The organism is Microbacterium elymi (genome assembly GCF_021582895.2).
Lineage (GTDB): Bacteria > Actinomycetota > Actinomycetes > Actinomycetales > Microbacteriaceae > Microbacterium > Microbacterium humicola.
In genome coordinates this window covers 3,230,279-3,247,977 of record NZ_CP091139.2, presented here as the reverse complement: position 1 = coordinate 3,247,977, position 17,699 = coordinate 3,230,279, and the positions used below count along the sequence as shown (strand labels likewise).

Below are 17,699 nucleotides of genomic sequence, written 5' to 3'. Positions count from 1 at the left end.
GCAGCGAGAGCGCCATGATCACCATCGATCCCACCAGCCCGACGCCGCCGTTCGAGCAAGCTGCGTGCATGGGTGGTCGCGGCGGTCGCCACCGGCGAGCTCGCGCCCGGCGAACGGCTCCCCACGGTGCGCCGGCTGGCCGAAGACCTCGGCCTCGCAGCGGGAACGGTCGCCCGCGCGTACCGCGAGCTCGAGACATCCGGCGTCATCGAGACCCGCGGACGCGCCGGCACCTTCGTGACCTTGGATCGCGACCCGGTGCGGCAGCAGGCTCAGCGCGCGGCGGCCGCGTTCGCCGAGCAGGTCCGCGGACTCGGACTGGCCGCCGACGAGGCGCTCGCGATCGCCGCGGCAGCCTTGCGCGCGCGTGCGTGAGGGCCGGCTGTGCAGAACTCCGGAGATCGGGCGCCCGAGTCCGCGCCGTCTCGCGAGATTCCGCGGTGTTCGCCCGCGCGAGTGCACGGATCTCCGGAGTTCTGATCGCCCGGACAGTGAACGGCGTCAGGCGCGGCCGAGCGCCCGGTCGATCAGGGCGATGACGTTCGCGGTGCCGGTGCGGGTGCCGACGGATGCCGCGGCCCGCCGCATCGCATCGATCCGGTCGGCATCGTCCAGCAGCGGCACGATCTCGGACCGCACCCGCTCGGCGGTGAACTCGCCGTCCGGGATGGTGCGCGCGGCTCCCGCGCGCACGCTGGAGGCGGCGTTCAGCGCCTGCTCCCCGTTGCCGACGGCATACGGCACGTAGACGGCCGGGATGCCGAGGGCGCTGATCTCGCTGACCGTGGCCGCCCCGGACCGCGACACGATCAGGTCGGCGGCGGCGAATGCGAGGTCCATCCGGTCGACGTACCGGCGCAGCGCGTATCCGGGAACCTCGGGGTCCGGCAGGGCGCTGCGCTCACCGGTGACGTGCACCAGCTGCCAGCCCGCGTCCAGGACGTCGCGCCATGATCCGGCGAACGCCTCGTTCAGCCGCTGCGCGCCCAGCGACCCGCCGAACACGAGCAGCGTGGGCTTGTCGGCATCGAGGTCGAAGAAGGCGGATGCCTCGGCCCGGGCGGCCGCGGCATCCAGGTCGACGATCTCGCGCCGCAGGGGCATGCCGACCACGTCGCCGCCGCGCAGCCGGGTGCCCTCGAACGCGACCCCGACCGCGGCGGCGCGCCGGGCGCCCAGCACGTTCGCCAGGCCCGGCTTCGCATTCGCCTCGTGCACGACGAACGGCGCCCTCTCGCGCCGCGCGGCCAGGTACGCGGGCGCGGCGGCGTAGCCGCCGAAGCCGACCACGATGTCCACGGTGCGCTCCCGGATGTGCGCGCGCACCTGCCCGACGGCCCGACGCAAGCCGTGCCGGGAACACGGCGGCGGCCCGGTTCGGCCGACGCGGGAACGGCACCTTGTCGACGAACAGCAGCTCGTACCCGCGCTCGGGCACCAGCCGCGCCTCGAGTCCCTCGCGGGTGCCGAGCACCAGGATGTCGGCGTCCGGCTCACGCTCACGCAGACCGTCGGCGACCGCCAGCAGCGGATTCACATGCCCGGCGGTGCCGCCGCCGGCCAGGAGGTACGTCGTCACCCATCGACCCTAACCGGTGCCGCTGAAGGCCGCCCGGAGCCCGGACCCCACCACCCGATGCCCGCCGCCCGGCGTCACCGACCGGCGGCGGTCGTGCGCGTCGGGATCGTCCGGGCGAACGAGAGGAGCACCCCGCAGGCGATCAGCACCGAGACCAGCGACGTGCCGCCCTGCGACATGAACGGCAGCGGGACGCCGAGCGCCGGGGCGAGCCGCAGCACGACCGCGACGTTCAGCAGCGCCTGGCCGACGATCCAGACGGTGATGGCACCGGCGACGATGCGCACGAACGGGTCGTCGGTCTTGCGGACGATGTGGAACGCGCCGACGGCGAACAGCGCGAACAGCAGGAGCACGACGCAGCATCCGATCATCCCCATCTCCTCGCCGACGATGGAGAAGATGTAGTCGCTGGAGGCGGCCGGCAGCCAGTCGTACTTCTGCTTCGAGTTGCCCAGGCCCAGGCCGAAGACGCCGCCGCTGGCCAGGCCCCAGATGCCGTGCAACGGCTGATAGCAGGCGTTGTAGTAGTCGGTGCAGACCGGGTCGAGGAAGCTCATGATCCGGCCCATGCGGTTCGGGCTGGTCACCGCGAACGCGACCAGCGCTCCGGCGGCGAGGATCAGCGGGATCACGAAGATGCGCAGCTTGACGCCGGAGAAGAACAGCGCGGCCAGCACCACCAGGACGAGGATGCTCACGGTACCCAGGTCGTGCCCGGCCAGCACCGTGGCCATCACCGCGACCGAGACCGGCACGACCGGGATGAACACGTGCCGCCACAGCCCGAGCAGGGTCTGCTTGCGGAACAGGACGTATCCCATCCACAGCGCCAGGGCGAGTTTGAGGAACTCCGAGGGCTGGGCCTGCAGGCCCGCGATCTTGATCCAGTTGGTGTTGCCGTCGTTGTCCACGCCCAGCGGCGTGAACACGAGCATCTGGAAGGCCGTCGCGCCGATCAGCACCGGCCACGCCATCCGCTTCCAGAACCCGATCGTGAACCGGCTGGCGATGAACATCAGCGGGATGCCGATGACGGCGAACACGGACTGCTTGATCAGCGACTCGTACGGCGCGTCGCCGTTCGCGGTGCCGACTGCCGAGGTGGCGGACAGGACCATCACCAGGCCGAAGCCGGTCAGCAGCAGTGCGGTCGAGGCGATCAGCAGGAACTCGCTGGGCACCGGTGCGAACACCTTGCCCAGCACGACGCGGGCGGTCAGCCCGGATCGGCGCGGTTCGGCGTCAGGCGCCCCCGCCGGAGGCCGGGTCGTCGTGCTCGTCATCGGCCCCCCTCGTGCTCAGCTCCCGCACCGCGGCGGCGAAGCGCTCGCCGCGGTCGGCGTAGGACGAGAACTGGTCGAACGACGCCGCGGCGGGGGCGAGCAGCACCACGTCCCCGTCACGCGCCACCCCGGCCGCGATCTGCACGACCCGCGCCATGACATCCTCAGTCTCACCGGGGTCGACCTCGATCACCGGGACCGACGGCGCGTGTCGCGCGAACGCCGCGACGATGGGGGCGCGATCCACGCCGATCACGACCGCCGTCTTCGCGGTGCTGCCGCGGCCGGCCACCAGTGCGGCGATGTCCACGCCCTTCAGCAGTCCCCCGACCACCCAGATCGCGCCCGGATAGGCGGCGAGCGAGGATGCCGCAGCGTGCGGATTCGTCGCCTTCGAGTCGTCGACCCAGGTCACACCGCCGGCGGTGGAGACCACCTCGATCCGGTGCGCGTCCAGCCGGAAGCCGCGCAGGGCTTCGCGCACGGCCGTCGGGTCCACGTCCAGCGAACGGGCCAGCGCGGCTGCGGCGAGGGCGTTGGCCACCACGTGCGGGGCGGCCAGCCCCTGCCGGGCGAGCTCGGCGACCGTGCCGAGTTCGAGGGCGCTGGTCCGGCGGGCGTCCAGGAACGCGCGATCGACGAGGATGCCCTCGACCAGCCCCAGGTCGCTGGGCCCGGGCACGTCCAGTCCGAAGCCGATGGCCCGCGCGCCTTCGACGACCTCGGCGTCCTCGACCATCCGCATGGTCGCCTCGTCCGCCCGGTTGTAGACGCACGCCACCCTGGTGTGGGCGTAGACGACGGCCTTCGCATCGCGGTACGCCTCGAACGAGCCGTGCCACTTGAGGTGGTCGGCGGCCAGGTTCAGGCACACGCTCGCGTGCGGCGACACCGGGTCCGGCGAGTCGACCTGATGCGAGAGGTACCAGAGCTGATGGCTGGAGATCTCCACGACGAGCGCGTCGAAGCCGGCGGGGTCGCGCACGGCGTCCAGGACCGGGATGCCGATGTTCCCGCACGGCGCCGCGCGCAGGCCGCCGGCGACCAGCATCGCGGCGGTCATCTGCGTCGTGGTGGTCTTGCCGTTGGTCCCGGTGATCAGGATCCAGTCGGCCGGCGCGCCGTCGGGGCGGGTGACCTTGTCGCGCACGCGCCAGGCCAGCTCGACATCCCCCACAGCGGGATGCCGGATGCCTGGGCCCACTGCACGAGCGGATGCCGCGGTGCGAACCCCGGCGACGCGACGACCACCTCGGGGGCGAATGAGATCAGCGCCGTCGGCACCTGGTCGAGCGGGCCGGTGTGCAGCGCCGCGCCGATCACCGGCAGGCCTGCTCGTACTCGGGGGCGGCGTCCTCGGTGACCACCAGGACCTCCGCGCCGAGCTCGGCCAGCGTGTCGGCGACCGAGAAGCCGGTGACCGAGAGCCCGAGCACCGCGACCCGCAGCCCGGACCAGTCGGCGTACCAGCTGGTCAGGGATTCCGGCCGGCCGCTCATGTGCGGGAGAGCCATTCGACGTAGAACAGCCCGATGCCGGTGACCGCCAGCATCCCGGCGATGATCCACATCCGCACCACGATCGTGATCTCCTGCCACCCGCGCATCTCCAGGTGATGGTGGAACGGGCTCATCAGGAACAGCCGCTTGCCTCGGCTCAGCTTGAAGTACAGCCGCTGCAGGATGACCGAGCCGGGGCCGATGATGAACGCGCCCGCCATCAGCACGGCCAGCAGCTCGGTGTGCGACAGGATGGACAGGGCCGCGATCACCCCGCCGATCGCCATGGACCCGGCATCCCCCATGAACACCTTGGCCTTGGGCGCGTTCCACCAGAGGAACCCGACCAGGGCGCTCACGAACGAGGCCGCGATGATGGTGAGATCCAGCGGGTCGCGCGTGGTGTAGCAGGCCGGCTGGTAGTTCGGCACCAGCGCCTGCCCGACGCAGGTCTGCTGGAACTGCCAGAACGTGGACAGGCTGATCGCGGCGATGGTGAAGATCCCGATGCCGGTGGCCAGCCCGTCCAGGCCGTCGGTCACGTTCGTGCTGTTCGACCAGGCCACGCCGATGAAGGTGATCCAGATCAGGTAGAGGATCCACCCGACGACCACGCCCAGCGCGAACAGGTTCAGGACGGGGATGTCGCGGAACACCGAGACGTAGCCGGATGCCGGGGTCTGGTGGTACGCGTCGGGGAACTGCAGCGCGAGGATGCCGAAGGGCACGGTGACCGCCACCTGTCCGACGATCTTCCGCCAGCCGGTCAGGCCCAGGCTGCGCTGGCGGCGCACCTTCATGAAGTCGTCGATGAAGCCGACCGCGCCGAAGCCCACCATCATCCAGATGACCAGCAGACCCGAGATGGTGGGCGGGTTGTTCCCGACGAAGCAACCGACGAGGTAGCCGACGATGGCCCCGACGATGAAGATCGTCCCGCCCATGGTCGTGGTGCCGCGCTTCGCGGAGTGGCTGGGGTTGTGGATGTCGTCCGGGGTGCGGATCACCTGGGCCCAGCCCCAGCGGCGGAACAGCCGCAGGAAGACCGGGGTGAGGAAGAGCGTGAAGGCCAGGGAGACCGCCGCCGCTGTCAGAAGGGATCTCACGAGAACGATTCTCCCAGACGATCGCCGAGGAACCGCAGTCCCGCCGAGTTGGACGACTTCACCAGCACCCGGTCGCCGTCGCGCAGCTCGGTCAGCAGATAGTCGTAGGCTTCGTCGGCCGTCGCGAACCAGACGGCCTCGTCATCCCACGACCCCTCGCCGACGGCGGCCAGGAACAGCCGCCGGGCGTCGGCGCCGATCACGACGATGCGCTGGATGCGCAGCCGGACGGCGAGCTCGCCGATGCGGTCGTGCTCCTCGCCGGCGTACTCCCCCAGCTCGCTCATCGCGCCGAGCACCGCGACGGTGCGCTCGCCGGGACCGGTGATCTGGGCGAGCGTGCGCAGCGCGGCCGCCATCGAATCGGGGCTGGCGTTGTACGCGTCGTTGATGATGCGCACCCGCTCGCTGCCCAGCGGCTTGCATCCGCCACCGCTCCGCGAGCTCGACCGTCTCCAGCCGGGCCACGGCGTCGCCGGGGGCGACGCCCAGGGCGACCGCGGCCGCCAGGGCGGCCAGGGCGTTCATCACGTGGTGGGCGCCGAGCACCCGCAGTCGCAGCGGCAGGGTCGCGGCGTCCACGGTGACCAGGCACCGGGTGCCTGCGGCATCCGTCTCGATGTCGGCCGCGCGCACGTCCGCGTCCTCTCCGGTGCCGAACCACACGACCCGGATGCCGCGCTCGGCCGCGATCTGCGCCATCGACGCGACGCGCGCGTCGTCGCGGTTCAGGACGGCCAGTCCGCCCGGCCGGACGGCCCGGATGAGCTCGGACTTCGCCTTCACCGTGCCGTCGATCCCGCCGAACCCGCCGGCGTGGGCCATCCCGATCATCAGGACGATGCCGATGTCGGGTTCGACCAGACCGGCCAGGCGCGCGATCGCCCCCGGCCCGCTCGCGCCGAACTCGCTGACCAGATAGCGGGTGGACTCGGTGACGCGGAGCATCGTCAGCGGCGCGCCGACCTCGTTGTTGAACGAGGCGCGCGGTGCGACGGTCTCGCCCTCGTCCTGCAGGATGCGGGCGAGCAGGTTCTTGGTCGTGGTCTTGCCGTTGGACCCGGTGATGCCGACGATGCGCAGATCGCCGCGCTCGCGCACGCGGGCGACCACCTCGCGGGCGAGGTCGGCCAGCGCCTGCACCGCGTCGGGGACGACGATCTGCGAGACCGGCGCGTCCACCGGGCGCTCGACGATCGCCAGGACGGCGCCGGCGGCGACCGCGGCGTCGACGAACAGGTGGCCGTCGGTGGCCTCGCCGGGCTTGGCGACGAAGATCCCGCCGGACCGGATCTGCCGGGAGTCGGTGTCGACGTCGCCGGCGACGACCGTCTGGTCGGTGTCGCCGTCGGCCGTGCGGAGTTCTCCGCCGATGGCATGGGCGATCTGGGCGAGGGTGAGAGCGATCATGGGTGCAGGTGCGAGTCAGCCGAACTTCGGCAGCATCGTCGGCTTGGTCGTGGAGGGCATCACCCGGTAGGTCTTCAGGACCTGGGTCATCGCCTTCTGGAAATAGGGCGCGTTGGCCGAAGACGACCTTACCTTAGTGGGCTCGTTCAGCGTGATCGCGACCAGATACTGCGGGTCGTCGGCGGGCGCGAAGCCGATCATCGTGGTGTAGTAGACGCCGCTCTTGTACCGGCCGTTCTCGGCGATCTGCCCGGTGCCGGTCTTGACCCCGATGCGGTAGCCGGGGATCTTGATCATGCTGCTGTAGGTGGCCTGCAGCGCGACGTTCTCCAGGATCTCGCGCATCTGCCCGGAGGTCTTCTCGCTGATCACCCGGGTCGGCTTGGGCTCGGTGGGGGCGACCACCGTGCCGTCGGCCTTCGTGCACGACTCCACCAGCTTCGAGCGGCATCTTCACGCCGTCGTTGATGATCCCGTCGTAGGCGCCGAGCAGCTCGGGGATCGTGGTGGTCAGACCCTGCCCGTACGCGGTGTCGTAGAGCATCTGGTTGTCCCATTGGCCGACCGGGTGGACCAGCCCGTGCTGCTCGCCCATGAAGTGGACGGCGCTGCCGGATCCGATCCCGAACTTCTTCAGGTAGTCGTACCGCGTCTGCGCGCTCACCCGCTGGCTGAACACCGACGCCCCCGCGTTCGAAGAGTCCATCAGCACGCCGGCGAGGGTGTAGTCGTAGGTGGGGTGGGATGTCGCGTCGCGGACGACCGCGCCGTTCTTGAAGTGCACCGTGCTGGGCACCACAGCGGTGGACAGCGGCGTCTGCCCGCCGGCATCGATCAGGGTCGAGGCGGTGATGCCCTTGAACGTCGATCCGGGCTCGAACCGGCTGCCGAAGATGTGGCTGTTCAGGAAGGTGCCCGAGGCGGTGATGTTGTTGGGATCGACCGTGGGGTACTCCGCGGCAGCCTTGATCTTGCCGGTCTTCACCTCGAGCACGGTGGCGGTGGCGTATTGGGCGTGCATCTCCTGCTTGGCCTGCTTGGCCAGCTGGGTCATGTACCACTGCAGGTCGCGATCGATCGTGAGCGTGACGGTGCCGCCGTCGACCGCCGGCTTCTCGGTCTCGGTGCCCGGGATGATCACGCCGTCCTTGCCGGCCTGAAAGCTGAGGGTGCCGTCGGTCGGGGCCAGGCAGGAGTTCTCGGTCCCCTCCAGCCCGGCGAAGTCGCCGTCGCCGTACTCGTACCCGATCAGATTGCCCCCGACCGCGCCGTTGGGGTACGTGCGCGAGGGCTGGGCGGTGCCAGCTGATGAAGTCGGCGCCCAGCTCGATCAGGGCGCGGTACTGCTCGGTGCTGAGCCCCTTCTTCAGCAGGGCGTACTGGGAGTGCGGGTCCGAGGTGAGGGCGTCCGACACGATCTGACGCACCTCGTCACCGGTCTGCCCGGTGATCTTCGCGATCTCGTCGGCCAGCTGCGGCCACGGGACCTTGACCTTCTCGCCGTCCGCGGTCTGCCGGGTGATGGTTCGCACGTTCACCGGGGTGAACTGGCAGTCGTAGGTGAGCACGCTGGTGGCCAGGGGCTGGCCGGCCGCGTCCACGATCGAGCCGCGGGTGCCGGTGAGCTTCTGCTCCACGCCGAGTCCGTGCGACATCGCGTTGGAGATGTTCTCCTGCGCGTTGACGACCTGGATGTCGATGAGGCGCACCACGAAGGCGCTGAGGACGGCGAGGACGACGACGAGCGCGACCACGGTGCGGCGGCGGGGGCTTCGGGTGCTTCGGCTCGTCATGGTCTCAGTGTGTGCGCACGCTGGGCAGTCCGTCGGTCACGGGCACGGGTGTCACCGATTCCGTGGTGGTCTTCGTCGCGTTCTTGGCTCCGTCGATGGTCGCGTCGGTGTCGGTCACCAGTGGGGTCTGGGCGATCAGCCGGTTGGCCACGGCACCCTGGCTCAGCGGGTTCACCGACGACCGGTTGGGCGCCGCCTTGCCCGCTCCGAGCAGCTTGCCGTCGCTCAGTCGCAGGTAGCTGGGCGATTCGTCGATGACCATGCCCAGCGCCGAGGCGTTCGCGGCGAGGTACTGCGGTGAGCTGAGGCCGGTGATCTCGTCGCCCAGGATCTGCTTCTCCCAGGTGAGCTGCCGCGCCTGCGAACTGAGCCGCGAGATCTCGTACGAGCTCTGCGTGTTCATCACCGACAGGACCATCTGCGCGCCGACGATCGACAGGGCGCCGGCGACCGCGACGAGGCCGTACATCAGCCGCGGGCGACGACGGCGCCGCGGCAGCTCCAGCGCGCGCAGGCGGTGCTCGGCTCCGGGTCGCGGGACGGCAGCGACCGTGCGAGGGCGGCGTCGGTGCTCATGCCCTCTCCTTCCCGTCGGGTCGAAGGCGCTCGGCCGCGCGCAGCCGCACCGGCGTCGCGCGCGGGTTGCGCGCGCGTTCGGCGTCGGTCGCCAGCTCGGCGCCCTTGACGAGGGCACGGAATCGGGGGGCGTGCTCGGGCAGCTCGACCGGCAGGCCGGCCGGGGCGGTGGATGCCGATGCCTGTGCGATCGCCCGTTTGACCAGACGATCCTCCAGCGATTGATAGGCCAGGACGACGATGCGGCCGCCCACGGCGAGCGCGCCGAGCGCGGCCGGGATCGCCCGTTCGAGCGCGGCCAGTTCGCCGTTGACCTCGATCCGCAGCGCCTGGAACACCCGCTTGGCCGGGTGGCCGGCGCGCTGTGCCGCGGCGGGGGTGGCCGCGACCAGGATCTGCACGAGGCGACCGGAGCGCAGAATGGGCGTCTCCTGGCGCGCCGCGATGATCGCCCGAGCGTATCGACCGGCGAGCTTCTCCTCGCCGTACCGCTCGAAGATGCGGCGCAGGTCTCCCTCGCCGTAGGTGGCCAGCACATCGCCCGCGGTCATCCCGGTCGACTGGTCCATCCGCATGTCCAGGGGGGCGTCCTGTGCGTAGGCGAAGCCCCGGTCGGCCTCGTCCAGCTCGCAGCGACGACACGCCGAGGTCGAAGAGGATGCCGTCCACGGCGCCCCGGTCGGCCACGGCATCCGCGATCTCGTCGTAGACGGCGTGCACGAGCGTGATCCGGTCTCGGAAGCGGGCCAGGCGCTCGCCGGCGATGCGCAGCGCGTCCTGGTCGCGGTCCAGGCCGATCAGGTGCAGCCGGCCAAAGCGCTCCAGGAACGCCTCGGCGTGGCCGCCCATGCCCAACGTCGCATCGACCATGACCGCGCCGTCGCGGTCGATGGCCGGCGCCAGAGCTCGACGCAAGCGGTCGAGCATGACAGGGGTGTGGATGTCGCGGATGTCCATGAGCAGAAGGGGTCCGGTTCCCGGATCCTGATCCCCATCCGCTCTACCTGACACCGGGGAAGGTGCGGCAGGGCGTGAGCGGCTGGGCATCACGAACAGGGATCAGAACAGTCCCGGAATCACCTCCTGCTCCATCTCGGCGTAGGTCGATTCGTTGTCCTCGGCGTAGGCGTTCCAGGCGTCGGCGTCCCAGATCTCGGCGTGGGCGCCGACGCCGGTGACGACCAGCTCCTTCTGCAGGCCGGCGTACGCGCGCAGCGGCGCCGGCAGGGTGACGCGATTCTGTCCGTCGGGCTGCTCGGCGCTCGCTCCGGACAGGAACATGCGCAGGAAGTCGCGCGCCTGCTTGTTGGTCAGGGGTGCCTCGCGGATGCGCTCGTGGATGCGCTCGAACTCCTCGGCCGCGAAGACGTAGAGGCAGCGCTCCTGGCCGCGGGTGATGACGACGCCTGCGCCCAGGTCGTCGCGGAACTTCGCCGGCAGGATGACCCGGCCCTTGTCGTCCAGCTTCGGGGTATGCGTTCCGAGCAACATCGCCGATCACCCCCCTTCGTCCGGCCCCCCGTGAGGTTGTCCGCCACTTTACTCCACTATCCTCCACTTCACCACCACCTGATGTGCGTTTCCTCCACCGGTCCTCCCCGAACGACGAAACCGCCTCCGGCGGAGGCGGTTCGCGGGCACAAAAAACACCGACCCGAAGGTCGGTGTTCATCGACTGCCGATGGAGATCAGTGCCCTTGCTGGCGGCGATCCCAACGGTCGTTCATCCGGTCCATGAAGGATGCGGACGGTTTTCCGGATGCGGGGCGCCGGTTCTCGGTCTCGCCGCGGGCGATGCCGCGGGTCGGAGTGACGGCGAGCACGACCCCTGCGAGCATCACGACGAAGCCGAGAACGCCCAGGAAGACGAGCGGGACCGCGACGCCCGCGATCAGACCGCCGAGTCCGATCAGCACGAGCACCGTGCCGTAGACGATATTGCGGTAGCTGATGGACCGGCCGTCGCGCGATGTGTGCACGACGTCGGCATCATTGTGCATGAGATGGCGTTCCATCTCATCGAGCAGACGCTGCTCTTGTTCGGAGAGTGGCATGCATCCCCCTCGGGTGAACCTGTTCCCACCAGTCTACTCGTGGCTCCGATCACTAGGCTAGGCCCGTGGCATCCTCCCCTGAGCCGATCGCGGCGCTTTCCCAGCAACTGGATGCCTTCTTCACATCGCAGCGCGCCGACACCGCCGAATTCGGTCCCGAAGCGGCGATGCTGATGGATGCCGCGGCCGGCGCGGTGGCCGGGGGAAAGCGCCTGCGCGCCCAGTTCTGCCTGAGCGGATGGCAGGCGGTCGCCGAGGCCGGATCGACCGCGACCGCGACGCCGGATGCGGCGGTGATCACCGCCGCGGCGGCCCTGGAGGTCTTCCACGCCGCCGCCCTCGTGCACGACGACATCATCGACAACTCCGACACCCGCCGCGGGCGCCGCTCCGCGCACCGCCGGATCGAGTCCGCCCACCGCGACGCGGGATGGAGCGGGGACGCCGCCGCCTTCGGCCGGGCCGGCGGCATCCTTCTCGGCGACCTGCTGGTCGCCCTCAGCGACGACCTGTTCGAACAGTCGCTGCGCCCGGTCGCCGCGGATCGCGCGGGCGCCGCCCGCGCGCAGTACGCCCGGATGCGCCGCGATGTCACCATCGGCCAGTTCCTGGACGTCGCCGAGGAGTCCGCGCACGTCCGGGCCGCGGACGACGAGCACGCCCGACGCGCACTGCGGGTGGCATCCCTCAAGTCCGCGCGCTACAGCGTCGAACAGCCGCTGCTGATCGGCGGCCGGCTGGCGGGCGCCGACGAGGAGCAAGCTCCGCGCCCTGTCGGAGTTCGGGCATCCCGTCGGCATGGCCTTCCAGCTGCGCGACGACGTGCTCGGGGTGTTCGGCGATGAGCAGGTCACGGGCAAGCCGTCCGGCGACGACCTGCGCGAGGGCAAGCGCACTGTATTGATCGCGTACGCGCGCGAGACGCTTCCCCTCGGCTCACGCCGCGTGATCGACGAGCTGGTCGGCGATCCGGACCTGGACGACGCGCAGATCGCGATGCTGCAGCGCACCATCCAGGACAGCGGCGCGCTGGAGCGGGTCGAGACGCTCATCGCCGACTACGTGCGCCGCGCCGACCGGGCGCTGTCCGGCGCCCGGCTGGGGAACGCGGCGGTCGGCCGCCTGCGCGATCTCGCCCGCGCCGCCGCGGTGCGCGCGGCCTGACCGGCACTCAGGCCAGGGTGGCGGCGACGCGGCGCACTTCGCTCTTGCGTCCCTGACGCAGTGCGTCGATCGGCGGGACGCCGATGGTCTCCTCCGGCGCGAACAGCCAGTCGATGGCCTCGTCGTCGGTGAATCCGGCGTCGTGCAGCACGAACAGCGTCCCGCGCAGGGACGACAGCGGACGACCCTCCACGACGAACGCGGCGGGGACCCGCAGCACGCCGTCGCGACGGACGGCTGCGAACTGGCGGTCGTCCAGCATTCGTCGCACGCGACCGACGGTCTCGCCGACCGCCTCCGCCAGCTCGGGCAGGGTCAGCCATTCGATCGGAGCGGATGCTGCGTTCTCACCGGTCACCAGCCCACTATCTCACGCTCGATCGAGGACCACATCATTCACATAAGCCACAAGCATCCCTCCTATATCACCAGTTGACACGAATGCTCATCCGTGACACGGTGTCATGGTCACCGAGGGGGAAACTCGTGCCGATCTCGCACAACTTCATTCGCCGCACATCCGCTCGCTGCCCGCTGCCATCGTGGGGTCGCTCGCGCTCTCGCTGGTGGGCGCACCCGCGCACGCCGCCGAGCCGCAGAGCCGCGCACCGCTCGCGCCGAAGTCGCCGGCCTCGGCGCTGCCGCCGGTCTCGCCCGCGGCGCTGCTGGCCCATGGCACGAGCGCGGCGGCGATCCTGGGCGCCGGCGCCGCCGCGATCGCGGCGCCCGCGCCGACGGCCCGGCGAGTGCCGACGACATACCGGATCGTCCGCGGCGACACCGTCAGCGCCATCGCCGCACGCTACGGGCTGCGCACCGCCGACGTCCTCGCCTGGAACGGGCTGGGCTGGTCCACGGTCATCTACCCGGGCCAGGCCCTGCGCCTGAAGCCGCCGAGCGGCGCCGCGGCGTCGAAGGCGCCCGCGGCCAAGGCTCCGGCGAAGTCGACCGCGAAGCCGGCGGCGAAGGCCGCCCCGCGGGCCGCGACCACGGCGCGTGCGGCGGCCAGCTATACGGTCCGCTCCGGCGACACTGTCAGCGCGATCGCGCAGCGCCACGGCCAGTCGACTCAGGCCGTGCTGACGGCGAACCGACTGCAGTGGTCCTCGATCATCTACCCGGGGCAGAAGCTGGTGATTCCCGGGGCCGCCACGGCCGCGACATCCTCTCGGCCGGTGAAGACGGCCGCCAAGACGCCGGTCAAGACGACGCCGAAGCCGGCGACGAAGGCTCCAGCCAAGGCGGCGCCCGCCTCCACGGGGTCTTCGGCCGTGACGGTCGCGCCCGGCGCGTCGTACGTGATCCGTGCGGGCGACACCATGTCGGCGGTCGCATCCCGGCATGGCGTCAGCGTCACCGCGCTGCTGCACGCCAACAACATGGACTGGAGCTCGATCGTCTACCCCGGGCAGAAGGTGAAGATCCCGACCAGCGGGATCGCCGGGCTCAGCACCGAGCAGGCGGCGAACGTGCGCCTGATCGTGCGGGTCGGCCGGCAGCTGGGCGTCTCGGACCGCGGTGTGGCGATCGCCCTCGGCACGGCGATGCAGGAGTCCGGTCTGCGCAACCTCGACTTCGGCGACCGCGATTCTCTCGGGCTGTTCCAGCAGCGGCCGAGCACCGGCTGGGGCACGGCCGCGCAGGTGCGGAACGCCGAGCGCTCGATCCGCGCGTTCTTCGGCGGACCGGGCGACCCGAACGGGTCGACGACCCGCGGTCTGCTCGACATCCCCGGCTGGGAGAAGATGGCGTTCACCGAGGCGGCGCAGGCGGTGCAGATCTCCGCGTACCCGAACGCCTATGCGCAGTGGGAGAAGCCCGCGTACGCGTGGCTGAAGGCCGTCGGCTGAGGCTCCCGCCCCGCCGCACCGGTGCGCTCTGCAGGTGAGCCGCTCCCCGGGCTTGATGCCTCTCGTCCGTAGACTCGCAGGGTGAGCACGAGTCAGCAGGCCGACCCGCTGATCGGACGTCTGGTCGACGGCCGATACCGGGTGCGCGCGCGCATCGCGCGCGGCGGCATGGCGACCGTGTACGTCGCCACCGACCTGCGGCTGGAACGGCGGGTCGCGCTCAAGGTGATGCACAGCCATCTCAGCGACGACGCCGTGTTCCAGGGCCGGTTCATCCAAGAGGCGCGGGCGGCCGCCCGCCTGGCCGATCCGCACGTGGTGAACGTGTTCGATCAGGGCCAAGAGGGCGAGATGGCCTACATGGTCATGGAGTACCTGCCCGGCATCACGCTACGCGAGCTGCTGCGCGAGCAGAGACGGCTCACGGTCCCGCAGACGGTCACGATCATGGACGCGGTGCTGTCCGGGCTGGCCGCGGCCCACCGCGCCGGCATCGTGCATCGCGACGTCAAGCCCGAGAACGTGCTGCTGGCCGAGGACGGGCGCATCAAGATCGGCGATTTCGGGCTGGCCCGCGCGACCACCGCGAACACCGCGAGCGGCCAGCTGCTGCTGGGCACGATCGCCTACCTCGCGCCCGAGCTCGTGACCCGCGGCACGGCGGATGCCCGCAGCGACATCTACGCGCTCGGGATCATGCTCTACGAGATGCTCACCGGCGAACAGCCGTACAAGGGCGAGCAGCCGATGCAGATCGCGTTCCAGCACGCCACCGACTCGGTGCCGCGCCCGAGCGCGAAGAACCCCGGCGTGCCCGAGCCGCTGGACGAGCTCGTCCTGTGGGCGACCGAGAAGGTCCCGGACGAGCGGCCGGTGGACGCAGACGAGATGCTGCGCCGACTGCGCGAGATCGAGCAGCAGCTGGGAATCGCGCCGCAGGTGCAGCGCACCCTGGCCGTCTCGGGTGCCGTGGCCACGGATCGGCTGGATTCGGATGAGGTCACCAAGGTCCTGCCGTCGGCGGTCGCGGCATCCGCGGCCCCTCCCGCCGAGGACGACGACAACGCCACCCGGCTACGACGGCGCACCCGCAAGCGGCGTGCCGCCGGCATCTGGATGCTGGTGCTCGTGCCTGCTGGCCGGCGGCGCGGCCGGGGCCGGGTGGTGGTTCGGCTCGGGACCGGGGTCGCTGATCGCGGTGCCGGATGTCGCGGGCAAGACGTTCGCCCAGGCCGCGCAGCTCCTGCAGGAGGACTCGCTGACGGCCGTGCGCAAGAGCGAGACCAGCCTCGACGTCGAGAAGGGCACGGTGATCCGCACGCGGCCGGATCCGGGTACGCGGGTCGACAAGGACACCCGCGTCGACGTCGTGGTCTCGCTCGGGCCGGCCGAGGTGACGATCGGCACGCTCATCGGGAAGAAGGAGGGCGACGCGCGCTCCCAGCTCGCCGCGCAGCACGTGTCCGTCGACGACAAGAGCACCACGTTCTACACGGATCGCGCGAAGGACACAGTCGTCGGCACGCTCGTGCATCCCGCCGGCGGCGGCAAGGACATCGAGTGCGGCGAGGGTTGCACCGCGCACGAAGGCGACTCGGCGACGCTGTGGGTCTCGCTCGGCACGCTGCCGAGCGTCGTCGGGATGCCGGCGGACGACGCGGTCGCCACGCTGAAGGACGCCGGCATCTCGGTCTCATCCCAGAGCGAGGCGTACAGCGACGGCGTCGCGAAGGGCTCCGTGATCAGCATGGCCGCGCGCAGCCCGGCGGGATGGTGGCGCCCCGGCGACTCCACGACGCTCGTGGTCTCGAAGGGGCCGCAGCCCGTGGAGGTGCCGGATGTTGCGGGACAGAAGCTGTCCGACGCCATGGCCACGCTCAAGGCTGCACGGCTGAACCCTCAGTCGTCGATCCCCGAGGCGCTCTGGGGATTCTTCACTGCGACCGAGACCGACCCCGCCGCCCACACCTACCTGCTCCCTGGCTCGGACGTGAAGGTGAAGTCTTCGGGGTTCTGACGCGCCCCCGAGGCATCCCTTACCGCTGCCCTCGAGCTCCTGGGCGACCAGGAAAGCCAGTTCCAGGCTCTGCATGTGGTTCAGCCGCGGGTCGCACAGCGACTCGTACCGGGTGGCGAGGGTCGCCTCGTCGATGTGCTCCGACCCTCCCAGGCACTCGGTCACGTCGTCGCCGGTCAGCTCGACGTGGATGCCGCCGGGGAACGTGCCGACCGCCCGGTGCGCCTCGAAGAAGCCGCGCACCTCGTCGATCACGTCGTCGAAGCGGCGGGTCTTGTAGCCGGTCGGGGTGGTGATGCCGTTGCCGTGCATCGGGTCGGTGACCCACAGCGGCGTCGCGCCCGAGTCCTTGACCGCCTCCAGCAGCGGCGGGAGGGCGTCGCGGATCTTGCCCGCACCCATCCGCGTGATGAAGGTCAGCCGGCCCGGCTCGCGGTTCGGGTCGAGCTTGTCGATGAGCGCGAGCGCCGTCTCGGGGCTGGTCGTGGGGCCGAGCTTGACCCCGATCGGGTTGCGGATGCGCGAGAAGTAGTCGATGTGCGCGCCGTCCAGGTCGCGGGTGCGCTCCCCGATCCAGAGGAAGTGCGCCGACGTGTTGTACGGCAGGCTCGTGCGCGAGTCGATCCGGGTCATCGGCCGCTCGTAGTCCATCAGCAGGCCCTCGTGGCCGGTGTAGAACTCGACCCGCCGCAGCTCTTCGAAGTCGGCGCCCGCGGCCTGCATGAACTTGATCGCCCGGTCGATCTCGCCGGCGAGCCGCTCGTACCTCTGGTTGGCGGGGTTCTTCGCGAAGCCCTGATTCCAGCTGTGCACCTCGCGCAGGTCGGCGAACCCGCCCTGGGTGAACGCGCGGATGAGGTTCAGCGTCGCCGAGGCGGTGTGGTAGCCGCGCAGCAGTCGCTGCGGGTCCGGCGTGCGCGAGCCCTCGGTGAAGTCGTAGCCGTTGACGATGTCGCCGCGGTAGGCCGGCAGGGTCACGTCGCCGCGGGTCTCGTCCTCGCTGGAGCGCGGCTTGGCGAACTGGCCCGCCATGCGGCCCATCTTGATCACCGGCAGCGAGGCACCGTAGGTGAGGACCACGGCCATCTGCAGCACCGTCTTGATGCGGTTGCGGATCTTGTCGGCCGTGGCGCCGGCGAACGTCTCGGCGCAGTCTCCGCCCTGCAGCAGGAACGCCTCTCCCGCCGCTGCGCGGCCGAGCTTGTCGCGCAAGCTGGTCGACCTCGCCGGCGAAGACGAGCGGCGGCATGGAGGCGATCTCGGCGGATGCCGCGGCCACCGCCTCGGGATCGTTCCACTGCGGCTCGCTGCTTGATGGGAAGCGTGCGCCAGTGGTCCAGGTCGTCGAGGGGAAGCAGCATCCGC

General features: G+C 70.8%; 9 protein-coding genes and 9 pseudogenes. 4 read left to right on the top strand and 14 right to left on the bottom strand.

Annotated elements, in window-relative coordinates; translation table 11 throughout:
- Positions 1-72: 72 nt before the first annotated feature.
- The gene (locus tag L2X98_RS17715; protein WP_354002845.1) at positions 73-375 is read left to right on the top strand and encodes a GntR family transcriptional regulator; all 303 of its coding nucleotides are present in this window, start codon (positions 73-75) and stop codon (positions 373-375) included.
- A gap of 126 nt (positions 376-501) precedes the next feature.
- Here L2X98_RS17715 and L2X98_RS17710 read toward each other — a convergent pair.
- The 12 genes and pseudogenes from L2X98_RS17710 to L2X98_RS17665 all read right to left on the bottom strand — a co-directional run bounded on the left by L2X98_RS17710 (position 502) and on the right by L2X98_RS17665 (position 11,303).
- A pseudogene (locus L2X98_RS17710) lies at positions 502-1,579 on the bottom strand (UDP-N-acetylglucosamine--N-acetylmuramyl-(pentapeptide) pyrophosphoryl-undecaprenol N-acetylglucosamine transferase).
- Positions 1,580-1,653: 74 nt separating this feature from the next.
- On the bottom strand, positions 1,654-2,865 hold the full coding sequence (gene ftsW, locus L2X98_RS17705) for a putative lipid II flippase FtsW (protein WP_259611757.1): 1,212 nt from the start codon (positions 2,863-2,865) through the stop codon (positions 1,654-1,656).
- Positions 2,825-4,364 (bottom strand): annotated as a pseudogene (gene murD, locus L2X98_RS17700) (UDP-N-acetylmuramoyl-L-alanine--D-glutamate ligase). The gene ftsW and the pseudogene murD overlap by 41 nt, the downstream one beginning before the upstream one ends.
- On the bottom strand, positions 4,361-5,470 hold the full coding sequence (mraY, locus tag L2X98_RS17695) for a phospho-N-acetylmuramoyl-pentapeptide-transferase (RefSeq protein ID WP_259611756.1): 1,110 nt from the start codon (positions 5,468-5,470) through the stop codon (positions 4,361-4,363). Before mraY ends, murD begins: the two are co-directional and overlap by 4 nt.
- Positions 5,467-6,880 (bottom strand): annotated as a pseudogene (locus L2X98_RS17690) (UDP-N-acetylmuramoyl-tripeptide--D-alanyl-D-alanine ligase). Before L2X98_RS17690 ends, mraY begins: the two are co-directional and overlap by 4 nt.
- A gap of 15 nt (positions 6,881-6,895) precedes the next feature.
- On the bottom strand, positions 6,896-7,225 hold the full coding sequence (locus L2X98_RS21915; RefSeq protein ID WP_354003083.1) for a penicillin-binding transpeptidase domain-containing protein: 330 nt from the start codon (positions 7,223-7,225) through the stop codon (positions 6,896-6,898).
- A gap of 151 nt (positions 7,226-7,376) precedes the next feature.
- Positions 7,377-7,901 (bottom strand): annotated as a pseudogene (locus L2X98_RS21910) (penicillin-binding transpeptidase domain-containing protein); the annotation flags it as partial.
- A 364-nt stretch (positions 7,902-8,265) separates the two neighbouring features.
- Positions 8,266-8,535, bottom strand: a pseudogene (locus L2X98_RS22715) (penicillin-binding protein 2); the annotation flags it as partial.
- 142 nt (positions 8,536-8,677) lie between these two features.
- Positions 8,678-9,142, bottom strand: coding sequence for a cell division protein FtsL (gene ftsL / locus L2X98_RS17680; RefSeq protein ID WP_259611755.1), 465 nt, complete (start codon positions 9,140-9,142; stop codon positions 8,678-8,680).
- Between the two features lie 103 nt (positions 9,143-9,245).
- Positions 9,246-10,206 (bottom strand): annotated as a pseudogene (rsmH, locus tag L2X98_RS17675) (16S rRNA (cytosine(1402)-N(4))-methyltransferase RsmH).
- Between the two features lie 102 nt (positions 10,207-10,308).
- The gene (gene mraZ / locus L2X98_RS17670; protein ID WP_259611754.1) at positions 10,309-10,740 is read right to left on the bottom strand and encodes a division/cell wall cluster transcriptional repressor MraZ; all 432 of its coding nucleotides are present in this window, start codon (positions 10,738-10,740) and stop codon (positions 10,309-10,311) included.
- A gap of 197 nt (positions 10,741-10,937) precedes the next feature.
- Positions 10,938-11,303 carry an SCO2097 family morphological protein gene (locus L2X98_RS17665; RefSeq protein ID WP_259611753.1) on the bottom strand — a complete coding sequence of 122 codons (366 nt, stop codon included), beginning with the start codon at positions 11,301-11,303 and terminating at the stop codon, positions 10,938-10,940.
- Positions 11,304-11,368: 65 nt separating this feature from the next.
- Between L2X98_RS17665 and L2X98_RS17660 the strand changes: the two are divergent.
- Positions 11,369-12,467 (top strand): annotated as a pseudogene (locus L2X98_RS17660) (polyprenyl synthetase family protein).
- A 7-nt stretch (positions 12,468-12,474) separates the two neighbouring features.
- Here L2X98_RS17660 and L2X98_RS17650 read toward each other — a convergent pair.
- Positions 12,475-12,825 carry an Rv2175c family DNA-binding protein gene (locus L2X98_RS17650; RefSeq protein ID WP_259611750.1) on the bottom strand — a complete coding sequence of 117 codons (351 nt, stop codon included), beginning with the start codon at positions 12,823-12,825 and terminating at the stop codon, positions 12,475-12,477.
- Between the two features lie 169 nt (positions 12,826-12,994).
- Here L2X98_RS17650 and L2X98_RS17645 point away from each other — a divergent pair, with 169 nt between their 5' ends.
- Both L2X98_RS17645 and pknB read left to right on the top strand, forming a co-directional pair.
- Positions 12,995-14,317 carry a LysM peptidoglycan-binding domain-containing protein gene (locus L2X98_RS17645; RefSeq protein ID WP_435526288.1) on the top strand — a complete coding sequence of 441 codons (1,323 nt, stop codon included), beginning with the start codon at positions 12,995-12,997 and terminating at the stop codon, positions 14,315-14,317.
- Between the two features lie 81 nt (positions 14,318-14,398).
- Positions 14,399-16,334 (top strand): annotated as a pseudogene (gene pknB, locus L2X98_RS22530) (Stk1 family PASTA domain-containing Ser/Thr kinase).
- 30 nt (positions 16,335-16,364) lie between these two features.
- Here the strand turns inward: pknB and L2X98_RS17635 are convergent.
- Positions 16,365-17,695: pseudogene (locus L2X98_RS17635) on the bottom strand (class II 3-deoxy-7-phosphoheptulonate synthase); the annotation flags it as partial.
- Positions 17,696-17,699: the final 4 nt, after the last annotated feature.